13 protein-coding genes are annotated in these 11,761 nt (G+C 66.4%); 9 read left to right on the top strand and 4 right to left on the bottom strand.

Going from position 1 to position 11,761, the window contains the following annotated elements:
* The first annotated feature begins 483 nt into the window (after positions 1-483).
* The 6 genes from idi to AV521_RS45850 all read left to right on the top strand — a co-directional run bounded on the left by idi (position 484) and on the right by AV521_RS45850 (position 5,242).
* A complete protein-coding gene (idi, locus tag AV521_RS45875; protein WP_179023906.1) occupies positions 484-1,050 on the top strand; it encodes an isopentenyl-diphosphate Delta-isomerase in 567 nt (188 codons plus the stop codon).
* Positions 1,047-1,913 carry a cyclopropane-fatty-acyl-phospholipid synthase family protein gene (locus AV521_RS45870; RefSeq protein WP_079249758.1) on the top strand — a complete coding sequence of 289 codons (867 nt, stop codon included), beginning with the start codon at positions 1,047-1,049 and terminating at the stop codon, positions 1,911-1,913. The genes idi and AV521_RS45870 overlap by 4 nt, the downstream gene beginning before the upstream one ends.
* The gene (locus AV521_RS45865) at positions 1,910-2,962 is read left to right on the top strand and encodes a polyprenyl synthetase family protein (protein ID WP_076097897.1); all 1,053 of its coding nucleotides are present in this window, start codon (positions 1,910-1,912) and stop codon (positions 2,960-2,962) included. The genes AV521_RS45870 and AV521_RS45865 overlap by 4 nt, the downstream gene beginning before the upstream one ends.
* Before the next feature lie 35 nt (positions 2,963-2,997).
* Positions 2,998-3,843 (top strand): terpene synthase family protein, encoded by an 846-nt coding sequence (locus tag AV521_RS45860; protein WP_076097896.1) that lies wholly within the window; start codon positions 2,998-3,000, stop codon positions 3,841-3,843.
* Positions 3,844-3,891: 48 nt separating this feature from the next.
* Positions 3,892-4,626, top strand: coding sequence for a polyprenyl diphosphate synthase (gene uppS / locus AV521_RS45855; protein ID WP_076097895.1), 735 nt, complete (start codon positions 3,892-3,894; stop codon positions 4,624-4,626).
* A gap of 244 nt (positions 4,627-4,870) precedes the next feature.
* Positions 4,871-5,242, top strand: coding sequence for a hypothetical protein (locus tag AV521_RS45850; protein ID WP_143658778.1), 372 nt, complete (start codon positions 4,871-4,873; stop codon positions 5,240-5,242).
* Positions 5,243-5,361: 119 nt separating this feature from the next.
* On the opposite strand, the gene AV521_RS45840 is transcribed toward AV521_RS45850, so the two are convergent.
* Positions 5,362-6,477 (bottom strand): DUF2235 domain-containing protein, encoded by a 1,116-nt coding sequence (locus AV521_RS45840; RefSeq protein ID WP_076097893.1) that lies wholly within the window; start codon positions 6,475-6,477, stop codon positions 5,362-5,364.
* A gap of 771 nt (positions 6,478-7,248) precedes the next feature.
* Here AV521_RS45840 and AV521_RS45835 point away from each other — a divergent pair.
* The 3 genes from AV521_RS45835 to AV521_RS45825 all read left to right on the top strand — a co-directional run bounded on the left by AV521_RS45835 (position 7,249) and on the right by AV521_RS45825 (position 9,342).
* Positions 7,249-8,286 (top strand): protein kinase, encoded by a 1,038-nt coding sequence (locus AV521_RS45835; RefSeq protein ID WP_079249756.1) that lies wholly within the window; start codon positions 7,249-7,251, stop codon positions 8,284-8,286.
* A 433-nt stretch (positions 8,287-8,719) separates the two neighbouring features.
* A complete protein-coding gene (locus AV521_RS45830; protein ID WP_076097891.1) occupies positions 8,720-8,968 on the top strand; it encodes a ribbon-helix-helix protein, CopG family in 249 nt (82 codons plus the stop codon).
* Positions 8,965-9,342: a fic family toxin-antitoxin system, toxin component gene (locus AV521_RS45825; RefSeq protein ID WP_076097890.1), complete on the top strand. Its 378-nt coding sequence runs from the start codon at positions 8,965-8,967 to the stop codon at positions 9,340-9,342. Before AV521_RS45830 ends, AV521_RS45825 begins: the two co-directional genes overlap by 4 nt.
* A 436-nt stretch (positions 9,343-9,778) precedes the next feature.
* Here the strand turns inward: AV521_RS45825 and AV521_RS45820 are convergent, their stop codons facing one another.
* The 3 genes from AV521_RS45820 to AV521_RS50235 all read right to left on the bottom strand — a co-directional run.
* Positions 9,779-10,516, bottom strand: a complete 738-nt coding sequence (locus AV521_RS45820; RefSeq protein WP_076097889.1) for an alpha/beta fold hydrolase — start codon at positions 10,514-10,516, stop codon at positions 9,779-9,781.
* Between the two features lie 121 nt (positions 10,517-10,637).
* On the bottom strand, positions 10,638-11,519 hold the full coding sequence (locus AV521_RS45815; protein WP_076097888.1) for an IS5 family transposase: 882 nt from the start codon (positions 11,517-11,519) through the stop codon (positions 10,638-10,640).
* Positions 11,520-11,560: 41 nt separating this feature from the next.
* Positions 11,561-11,761 (bottom strand): hypothetical protein (locus AV521_RS50235; RefSeq protein WP_218639424.1); only part of this gene is annotated, 201 nt, incomplete at its 5' end.

Here is an 11,761-nt window from a genome sequence, read left to right as displayed (position 1 = left end):
TTCAAGCCACCCACACCACACCAACTACGAACCCCGGAATCACAGCAAAGTGGCAGGCCTTCCCTGTCGAATCAGCGTGTTGAAGCTGATCCAACAGAGGTGGGTTCCGTGCCAGGTTGACGGAGGAGGCACGAGTGCCTGGGCGGGGACCGTCGCACTCCCCCGCCCGACGCCGGGCGTACGGCGTCCGGGTAGCGCCCAGTCACGCCCTCGCCGCGGGCCCGCTGTCGGCGAGGTGACCCGCCCGTCATTCGTCCCGATGCCACACGCCACAGCGCGTGGGCCAGCGCGCGGAATGCGCCGTGAACATATGCGCCGCATCCGGCTGTCCCGTGCGCCCTGGTGAGAGGGATAGCCGGTGCGGGCATGTGCGGGTCAGGTTGAAGTGTGTACGGGTCGTGGGCCGCTCCCTTTTCGACAAGGGCCACCGGTGGTCCGGGCCAGCCACAAAACTGTGGGGGACTCTTGCCGACGCGATCAGCCTTGACCGATGTTCAACGGCAGCAGGCGCGTGAGCGCAACCTCGTAGACCTGGTGGACACCAATGGCAGCTCGATCGGTGAGACCACCGTTGAAGAAGCCCACACCAGGCCCGGGCGACTCCACCGGGCCTTCTCTGCCTTCCTGATCAATTCCGCGGGTGACATCCTCCTGCAGCGCCGTGCCCACACCAAGATCCGCTATCCCGGTATCTGGGGCCCCTCGTGCTGCGGACACGCCGTTCCCGGCGAGGACCTGCTGGTCACCGCGAGGCGCCGCATCCATGAGGAGCTCGGTGTCCATCCCGAAGCCCTCAGGCAGGCGGGGCCCTGTACCTACTGGATCCCTGATCCTGCCTCCGGTCAGGTCGACACCGAGTACAACCACGTCCTCGTGGGCTGCATCGACGCCGACCCGGTCCCTGACCCCAGTGAGATCGGCGAACTGCGCTGGATCACCGCCGGCGACCTGGACCACCTCACAGCAGCCCCCGGCGAGACCGACGGCGCCTGGATCGGATCGACCTGGGCCGTCGCCCGTACCCACCCGCGTATCAAGGAGTGGATGTGACCCAGCCCCCGCCCGTGAACAGCGCCTGGGAAGAGAAGGTCTTCACGTACTGGGACAACAAGCGCACCGACCGGCTGAACCTGATGCCGGAGATCGACGCGTACGTCCACTCCCACTTCGCCGTCACCGACTTCGACGGCACAGTCTTGGACACCGCGCCCGACAAGCGCGAAGACGCCGTCCTCGCCGAACTCCACCGGATCGAGAACGAGCAGGTCGGCCGCTTCCTCGACATCCTCGGCGACCTTCCGGCCAACGCTGTGCTCCTCGACAGCGGCTGCGGCCGGGGAGGCACCTCGATCATGGCTCATGAACGCTTCGGTTGCCGCGTCGAGGGGGTCGACTTCTCCCCCTATCGTCTCGACTGTGCCCGGCAGGCCGCCGCCGGACGGGGCTGCGCCGACGCGGTCACCTTCCACCTGGGCAACATGACCGCCACGGGGCGCCTCGAGCACGCCTACGACGCGGTCGTGATCAACGAGGCGGCCGAGCACGTCGACGACAACGACGGCGTGTGTGCCGAGGCCGCCCGTCTCCTCAAGCCCGGCGGCCTGTTCGCCATCGCCACCTGGCTCGCCCACGACGATGCCGGCCAGGCCAGCGAGGAAGTCGCAGCGATCGACAGGCACTACCGGACCAGGATCTACACCCGCAAGAACCTGATCCGTGCCATGGTCGCCCACCACCTCATCCCCCGCCAGATCCACGACCTCACCCGCCAGGCCATCCCCTACTGGGAACTGCGCAGCGCCTCCGCACACAAGACTGGTGTCGAAGAACCGTTCCTCGCCGCCTACCAGTCCACCCCGGTGAAGATGAACTACCTGTTCCTCCTCGCCGACTACCAGCCCTCCGCCTCATGACGGCCCCCGACTCCGTTCGGGCCAGCATCAACGAACGGCTCCACGCACACCTCGCACGCCTGGCCGCCGAGACCGCAACCGACGCGGACCGGCCCCTCATCGACCACGCCGCCGCCCTGTGCACCAGTGGCAAACTCCTGGCCGGCCGCCTGTGCCACGCCGGATGGCTGTGCGCCGGCGGCGACGAGGATGACGAGAGCATCTTCGACGCCTGCGCTGCGGTCGAGTTGTTCAAGGCCGCCTGTCTGCTCCTCGACGACATCGTCGATCTCTCCCCCCTGCGCCGCGGTCGGCCCTCCTTGCACCAGGCCACTGCCTCTCTGCACGCCGACAACGCCTGGCGCGGGCCATCAGCCCACTTCGGCACGGCCACCGCCCTGTCTCTCGGACAGGTCGTCTTCGGCTGGTCCTACGAGGTCCTGGCCCGTTCCTTCACCGGCCTTGCCCCAGCCGGCGCCCAGTCCTCCCTGGCATGTTTCTCCCGCGCCATGTACACCGCTTTCGGCGGGGAGGTCACCGAGCTGCACGCCCAGGCCACCACCACCTTCACCCCCGACACCGCATGGCTGATCGCCATGCGCAAGTCCGGCATGTGCAACTTCTCCTTCACCGCCGGCGCCGTACGCGCCCCGGGTGGGCAGAAGATCGCCGACGCACTGGATACACCACTGATCCGTACGTTTGCCGCCTTCCAGTTCCGCGACGACCTGCTGGGGATGTTCGGTGACCCGAGCACCACTGGGAAATCCGACCGGGACGACCTGCGCGACGGAAAGCCGACCTTGCTGGCCTGCACCGCCCTGCAACTCCTGGATGGTGATAGCCGCGCCCGCTTGCTGGAGCTGTACACCTCCGGCCGCGACGATGACGCCACGGCACAGGAGGTCCTCGATCTGTTCCGCAAAAGCGGTGCGGTGGCCCAGGTGGAGGACACCATCGCTGCCGTGGCCCGAGAAACCGAGCAGGCAATCGCTGCCGCGGGGCTTCCGCCCGCCGGCCGCAAGGCACTCGGCGCCGTCACTGCGGACTGCTTGTGGAGGCAGAAGTGATGCCCCCTGCGCCCGGTTCTCCAGGCCCGCACGGGATGCGCTACCCCGACTTGCCCGACGAGGAGGAGACACGGGTCAACCCCCACCATGCGTCCGTCGTCCGGGTCATCGAAGAGACGGTTGCCACCTGCCCACACCTGGAACCCTCCGAGCGTCAGATGCTGACCGGAGCGGACCTCGGCCTGTTCTTCTCTTGCGTGTGGCCGCTCGTAGGCAGGGAGGAGTTGTGCGGCTGGGTCCCGTTCTGCGTGCTCTCTGTCGTCCGCGATGACCGGTTTGACCGGGGCGACACTGCCGCAGCCGCAGCCTTGGACAAGGCGGTCGCCCGCGAGCTGGAGCACGCCCTCGCCGTCCTACCGGCGACCTCCGCGCAGCGGATCGCGCGTGCTGCCGCAACTGTGGCAGGCGCCGTCCGCACACCCTCTCGCTCCCTCACCTCACTCGATGCTTACCTGGAGTACCAGTACAGCTGCGACGGCGCGCGGATGTCGATGGAGTTCGCCGCAGCCGGCGCCCGCCGCGCCTACGGCCCGCTGCTGGATGCGCCAGAGGCACAGGAGTTCCTCCGCCTGTGCGCGTACCTGATACGGCTGGCCAACGACATCCTCGGCGCCCCCCGGGAAATGTCGCAGAAAGGTGACTCGACCAACGCGATCACCCTCGCTCAGCAGCTCACCGGACACACACCGCAGCAGGCGCTCGACGCCTGCGTGGGGCTGCATCACAGCATCCGCGAGCGATACCACCACACCCGGCAGGCCCTCTCCCGCCGGGAAGATCTCGCGCAGATGTGCACAGACATGCACCTGACGTACAGCGGGAGTCTCTTCATGACGAAGCGGTTGCCGCGCTACCACCAGCACTGGAAGTCCGCCGACTAGGCGGGCTGACTGCCGTCCAATGTCGAGGGCAGGCTCAGGAGGGAACCCGTGGTTACACCGTCCCGTCCGGCTCACGAACTGCCCATCTCTGTTGGGGACTCGCCCCAGCCGGTACCCAGGCACATCGCTGTCCTCCCGGACGGTAACCGGCGGTGGGCGCGCGCCCACGGCCTCCCCTTGGCGCGGGCTGTAGAACGCAGCACGGACAGGGTCCTCGCCCTGGTGCGGTGGTGTCAGGAAGCAGGAATCGAGGTGCTGTCGGGGTGGTCCAGCTCTCCGGACAACCTCGCCAAGAGGGACCCTGATGAATTGGAAATGATCCTCCGTCAGACCACTGAGACCGTAGGTCTGGTGGCCGCCACGCGCTTGGCGCGTATCCGCCCGATCGGCGACCTCGACATGCTTCCCAGGTACCTGTCCGACCAACTGCGCGCCGCCGCACGGGAGACAGCCGACATCGACGGCATGACGATGAACATCGGCGCCGCCTACAACGGCCGACAAGACCTCCTGCGCGCGATGCGCGCCTGCCTAACCGACGGCATCACCCCCGGTCGTCTCACCGAGCAGGACATCGAGTCCCGGCTGTCCACCTCTGGACAACCGCCCGTCGACCTCCTCGTACGCACCTCGGGTGAACACCGCCTGTCGGGATTCATGCCCTGGCAGACCGCGGACTGCGAGCTGTACTTCACTTCCACGTTGTGGCAGGACTTCACGCGCGAGGACTTCGACCGCGCGCTCGCGGACTACGCCGCACGAGATCGCCGGCACGGGGCGTAGCACAGGTTTCCCGGCGGCAACGCCGGAGAACCACGCCGCAACTCCAAGCAGGCTTCGTGCAAGAGAATTCCTTCACCCCAAGCGCCAACCACGCGCCACCCTTCACCGCGCTCACCCAGCGGCAGGCCCGCGACACGCTCGTCCGCATGCTGCCCAAGCGCCCCATCCATCGGTCTTGTCTGACTGTCGAATTGCGCTTCACCTTCTGTGATCAGACGGATACAGCCGGATGGTGGGGGTGGCGATGCCGTCGGGTACGGGTGGGTGCTACTGGGCGGACAAGGCGCGGCCCAGCGTGTTCAAGCACGATCTACTCAAGCGCTATCTGCCGCACTCCGGCGGGTTGACCGGCACACAGTCGTACAACAAGCGCGTGGTCTACCTCGACGGCTACGCAGGCAAGGGCCGCTACGAGAACGGTGAGCCAGCGTCCGCGGAGATCACGCTCAAGGTCGCCTCACACCTGCGACACACGCCCGGGCTGACACTGGAGTGCTTCTTCTCCGACCCCCAGACGAAGTCGTTCGACCGGTTGCAGACGGTCGTCCAGCATGACCTGGCCGCAGCGTGCGGGCGCGCGCGTGGGCCTATGATCATCAGCAAGGCGGGGTCGTAGCACAGAGGTAGTGCGCCGCGACATCATCTCGGAGGACGTCGGTTCGAATCCGACCGCCCCGCCCCTCTCAAGGCGACGTCCCCTGATCACGGTCCCCAGTTGGTGACAGGCAACACTCATTACATCGTGTCCGGGCGGACTCCAGGCACCGGCTCGATGTGCACCTTCCCCGGATCTCTGAGGTACGCGGCGAGCTGGTTCGGGTCGTAGCGGCTGTCCAGGTCGTAGCGGAGCTTCGCGGAATCCGCCAGGGCTTCGAACCCGTGCGGGTCGTGGTGGTCGATGGGCCTGTGGTACGCCGGTAGCAGGACGTATAGGCCAGTCCGCGAATTGTGCAGGTCGCCCAGTGGGTTGGGGTGCACCCGGAAGTCCACGCTCTCGGCCGGGGTCATCCGCTCCGGCCCGGCGTTGCTGAGCACCGAGGGGTCGAACTCCAGCTCGTACCGTTCGGCCTGGCGGATCATCCACAGCAGGGCCAGGTCGGAGAGCGACGTGTCCGGGTAGCCGCCGCCGATGTCGCCGTGCGAGCCGCTGAACCACACCTGCTTCAGCTCTTGGTCGTGGGCCCAGGGCTGTTGTTCCCACAGCGTCGGTTTGTAGGGCGGGCGTTCCTCGTCGATGGCCAGCGCCTGGAACGCGCCGTCGACCCGGCTGCTGAGCTTGGGATCGTGAAACTGCGAGCGTCTGTTGAGCAGGTGCAGCAGCGGGTTCATCCCACGCCCGCCCAGCCAGGGGATCCCGAGCGACCCCACCGTGTCCCACACCCCGATGAACCTGATCCGCGGCTCGTGCGCGTACGCCCGCCGGAACAGCGTGGACGCGACCCCGTTCGGCCCCTCCACCCGGTCGCGGTACAGATCCCAGGCCTCCGTGAGTCGGCCCGCGTCCTCCCGCCGCAGCACCCCACAGTTGCGGACCAGCCCTGCCACGCTCCGCGCGGTGAACGCACCCCGGCTGAACCCGAACAGGTACAACTCATCCGACGGCTCGTAGTTGTCCACGAGGAACCGGTACGCGTCGACCACATTCTGCGACAGCCCCAGCCCGAACGCCCCACCCCGCCACTTGTCCCACCAGTGGGTGCCGACTCCCCTGTGGTAGTAAACCCGCTGCTCCATGCCTTCCGAATCCCGGGGCCGGATTGCCAGCGCCACCTTAGAGACATTGGTTCGGCACGACTGGTCCGCCTTGTCCCACGTCCCGTCGCAGCACACGACCAAGCGCTTTTTGACCATGCCATCCCTCCCACCCGAGGGAGCCGCTTCCCTTTCCACGCTATAGCCATCTCGAAGGAACCGCAGCGAAGCGGCTGGTCGACCACGCCGGCCACCACCTGCCCCAGCAGGCCGACAGCGTCTGGGCCGACATCGTCGAAATCCTCCACGACCGCTAACGCAACCCGTAAGCGAGGAACGCCCTCGGAGCGGGCACTGCGCCAGGGCACCCAGTCGACCAGGCGCAGCGCGTCGGCGCCGAGCTCGGTCGAGGGCGACAATCCGAAACCGAACTCTGGCCACCGCAGCCACCTTCGTTCGGAGGTTCGTACGCAGCTCCGACGCCGAGGACAATGTCCGAGCGGTTTCATCGGAAGAAGGGGGTACAGATGGGTTTGGTGGAGGGACGGCCATGGCGTCCGAGAGAGAAGGCTCGCCTCGGCTCTTGGAGGCTGATTGGTCGCAGCAGAGTCGGCCGCGGCGGGAATGGCACCGTTTGGGAGGTCACGAGGGAGGGGGATCGAAACCGGTACGTGGCCAAGCTTTTCGGCCTTGAGAAGCAGCCGCAGCGCGACCGACACGCCCGCTTCGCCGACGAAGTACGATTCCTGATCAGCTACGCGGGGCCCGGCATTATGCCCTTGGTCGATCATGATCTGAGCGATCGCTTCGAAGACATGTCCTGGTACGTAATGCCGCTAGCCACTCCACTGAAGACCGCCCTGGGCGAGGACCCGGCAGTCGAGGTCATTCTCGACGCCGTGGCCTCCTACGCCGAGACGCTGGCCCCGGCTGGCCGGGACCAGCATATCCCACCGGGACATCAAGCCGGACAACCTCTTCCAGCGAGACGGCAAGTGGGAAATCGGCGACTTCGGTCTCGTCTCATTCCCCGGAAAAGACAACGTCACCGTTCCCGCGAGAAAGATTGGGCCAGCAAACTTCCATGCCCCAGAGATGCTCGAGAACGCTGATACGGCCGACGGCTCTGCGGCGGATTTCTGGTCGTTGGCCAAGACGCTCTGGACGCTCCTGTCCGGGCAGAACTATCCTCTGCCGGGCGAGTACCACCCTGATCCCGCTTACAGTCTCCGGTCGTGGACCGTCTATCCCTGGGTCGACGCTCTGGACCTGCTCATCCGCCGCTGCACACGACTCGCTCCCGACAAGCGGCCATCCATGGCTCACTTCGCGGAGGAGCTGCGAAATTGCATGGCTGAACCCCCGGAGATCGCATCGGATGCCGATGCAGAGGTGCTCCGCAAGCGCCTCGCCTCGCTAACTGATCCGACAAGGCAGACACTGCGAGCCGCACAGGAGGAACGCCAGCGCCTCGAGGAACTCGCTACCGATCTGGCCGCCTTCGACCTCGAGGTACAGACACTGATCGACGGCATGCTGGGAGGCAACCTCCAGCAGTGGGAGAACGCACATCCCTCACACGTGAACTCCTTTCAGGAACGGTCGGCGTGGTCGCTGATGCGCCACATGCTCTACCAATCGCCGGGAGACCCGAGTCGCGTGTGGGTGTGGTGGCTGATGAACGCCCGCATCCCCAACGGCGGCGCAGACCGCACAGGCCGTGAAGAGATGACGCTCGATATTGACTTGCGTGTCATCCACCGTCATGACGGGCTGGAGCACGCGTCATATGTGCTTCATGAGAGCTTCTCCGCACCGCTTGGCTCAGCTACGTTCGCTCGAATACTCGAAAGCGCCAAGGCGCTGGTGGCTGGCTCTGAGAAAGACCTTCTGACCGAGGTCACCAGGATCGCCGCCCTGCCTGATGACCACGTCCCAGAGTGGTTCCCCTCCACTGCATCGGAGTAGTCGTCCCGGTCCCGTTGGTTAGTCACGACAGCCCCTCCCCTTGGATGAGTTGGATGCCCACGCGGCTGTGCAGTACCGGCAGTGGGCGCGCAGGTCATGGAGGTTGGAGTAGGCACCGTCCTGGGTGTCGTACGGGGTGGCGCTGACGTCTGGCATGCGGCGGGCGAGCCTGGTCCAGTCCACCACCTACTCACGGATCAGGTCCTCGAGGACCAGCTCCTGGTCGCCGACGACGTCGGCCAGCTCCGGGGCCGGAGTGGCGGAGGCTGGGCAGGACGCGGGCAGCACGACCAGGACCACCGGCGCGGCCAGGACGGTGTCCTGGAGCTGAGCGGCCGCCGCTTCGGCACGAGCCTGCGCCGCGGCAGCCTTCCGCGAACGGACCTGTGCCCAATCGCGTGTAGCGGCCCGTACAAACAGCTACGCTTGTCTCATGGCGAAGAAACAGATCAACGTCCGCGTAGACGACGACGTATACGCCACAATCGAGGAACGCGCCAAGGCGGCCGGCATGGACGTGCCCGACTACGCCCGCCAAGTCCTTGCCGACGAGGGCAACGACCTACGGCACCGCTTCCTCGGCGCCGCCACGCACTTCGCGCAGGAATGGGGACCCCACTTCGCCGAGCGGTTCGGACACCCAGCCCCCGCCAAGGACGAGACGAACGGGCAAGCTGCGTGATCCTCGCTATCGACCGGGCATGGCTGCTGGACGTCGCCCACCGCAACCTGCCCGGCGACCCAGACGTGATCGACTTCGGCAGCCTCCAGGCCGCAGTGGCCCGCCACACCGACAAGGTGATGGACCGGTACGTGTACCCAAAGCCGCATCACCGGGCAGCCGCACTCATGCACCAGCTCATCCGCGTCCCGGCACTGGAACACGCCAACGAACTGTTCGGCGCCATCTGCGCCGCCTCATACCTGACCGTGTCCGGTGCCGTAGTGACAGTCGACTACAAGGACGCCGGGGACCTCGCCGAGCGGATCGCCCGAGACGGACTGGACGTACGACTGGTCGCCGAGGAGATCAAGGGCTGGGTATCACAGGGCTGACGGGCACCAATTGACCGTCAGCCCAGCCTGCCGGCAAGCCCCCTTCATCGCCGATGGCGGCTACCAGGGACGCCGGATTCACCGATGCTCTGCGCCTGCCCGTCGCATTGCGATCCTCGGTCGCCCCGAAGGATGACCGCCAATGTGACGTCCACGGCTGAACGTCCCCCCAGGGGCCGTTGCGATCCTCGGTCGTCCTGGAAGACGACCGCCACTGCACATCAGACCAACTCAGGCGAGGATTTCGAGGAAGTCGCGATCCTCGGTCACCGCGAAGGGCAACCGCCAGGTCGTCCCCACGCCCGCGGGGATGGTCCCTCACCCTGTCGGCGGGTGCTAGGCAGTGTCCGTTGGGTCGTGCGGACGGCCTGGTGTTCCTTGCGTCGCGCGGCTACTCGGAAGGCTCAAGGCGAGCTCCTAGCGAGCGTAGCCCTGGTCAGCGAGCGATCTCGTCCAGCAGCGACGCCAGTTCGATCGGCCGGGAGAACATCGGCCAGTGCCCGGTTGGCAGGTGGCGCAGGTCCATTGCGGCCATCGGTTCGAAGACTGGGTTGCCGGTGTCGGCCAGCATGTGCACCTGTTCGGGAGTGAACGTTGAGGCGATCACCGAGCAGTGCGCGTCCGGCGGCACCGTAGGCCGGTTCAGGGGGCGAGTGGCGGTCGCGAATGGCTGAGGTGTGGCCAACTTGACTATGCGCGCGAGTTGTTCGTTGGTGATTCCTGCCAAGTTGTCCGGGTCCGCTGCCGGGTCGAACGGCGGTACTGGCAGCTGCCAGCCGTCCCCCTGTTCAGCGACCTGCTTGCGCCACTCCTCCTGCGTCTGGGGCTTATTGAAGTCGATCACAGCCATGCCGGCGGGCAATGGGCCGGCGTCCACATATACGATCCGTGCGATCCGCTCCGGGATCCGGTCTGCGGCACCCGTAACCGGCAGGTTTGCTCCGCTGTGCCCGACCAGCACTACATCCCTCAGATCGTTGTCGTCGATGAGACGGACGATGTCATCTACGTGTGTGTAGACGTCCACATCGGGGGTGGCCTCGGCTGCCCGGTCGCCCAGGCCGGTCAGCGTGAGTGGGTAGACGTCATGTCCCGCTGCCCTCAGCTCCGGTGTCACTTCTTCCCATGCCCACGCTCCGAGCCAGAACCCGGGAACCAGAACGATCTCTGCCATGGCCACTCTCATTTCGCGCTTGCCCTGCGGTGTTGGACGCCAAGGTAGGCACGATGGCGGACACCTGCTGTCCTAAATCCGGGTGGCGACGGCGTCTTTCAGCCACTGGAGACTTCGGGAGTCACGGACGGAGCCAGAGGCGTACGGCAGCAACGGTCACGGTGCCGTGAAAGACGTATGCCCTCTTGTCGAAGCGTGTTGCCACGGCTCGGTTGATCTTCAACCGGTTGATCAGCCGCTCGACTTCGTTTCTGCGGGCGTAGCGCGCTGGGTCAAAGCCGGCGGGCCTGCCGCCGTGGCTGCCACGGCGTTGGCGGTGGGCTTGCTGGTCACGGCGTTCGGGGATGGTGTGCTTGATCTGTCGACGCCGCAGGTACCGGCGGTTGCGGCGTGATGAGTAGGCTTTGTCGCCGCTGAGGTGATCGGGCCGGGTGCGGGGATGGCCGCCCGCCGGCCGGGGCACACGAATGCGTTCCAGGACCGGGATCATCTGTGGGCAATCGCCCCACTGCCCTGGCGTGACCAGCAGGGCCAACGGCCGCAGCCCGCCCTCACCGGCCAGATGGATTTTCGTCGTCAGCCCGCCTCGCGAACGGCCGAGGGCTTCGTCTGGACGGTGCTGGACTGTCCGGATGCGCTTGCCGGCCTTTCGTGGCGCCTGCTTGCGTGCGCCGGCCGCGTGCTGGTGAGCACGGCACACGGTGGAGTCCACACTCACCATGGACCAGTCGATGCTGCCTCCCGCGTCGACGTCGGCCTGGATGCTCCGGAAGATCCTCTCCCATGTGCCGTCCGCTGACCAGCGGCGATGTCGGTCGTAACAGGTCTGCCAGCTGCCGAACCTCCTTGGAAGGTCCGGCCAAGGGATGCCGGTCCGTATGCGGAACAAGATCCCATTGATGACCTGCCGGTGGTCCTTCCACCGTCCGCCTCGACCGGCGTTCTTCGGCAAGTGCGGCTCCAGCCCATCCCATTCAGCATCGGTCAGGTCACCCCGCCCCACATGGCACTGAACGATCGGCAACCCATCTCGTTACCGACCTGTCAGACAGGCCCTAGCTCCGGCGCAGCGCTCGCCACTCGTGCAGGAGCCGGCCGCCCGGTGCCCACGAACGAGGACGGGATGGAGGCCGCTTTAGCCGGTATGTCGGTTTCAGTGAAAGTCATGAGAAAGGGATCGGCGACCCGGTAGAAATACAGGTCAGTGAGCTTCTTCAGCCTGGCCACCGATCGGGGGACGGCTGT

The organism is Streptomyces sp. IMTB 2501 (genome assembly GCF_001953885.1).
Taxonomy (GTDB): Bacteria; Actinomycetota; Actinomycetes; order Streptomycetales; family Streptomycetaceae; genus Streptomyces.
Note: the sequence above shows the minus strand (reverse complement) of the source record. Positions and strands in the feature narration are given on the sequence as shown.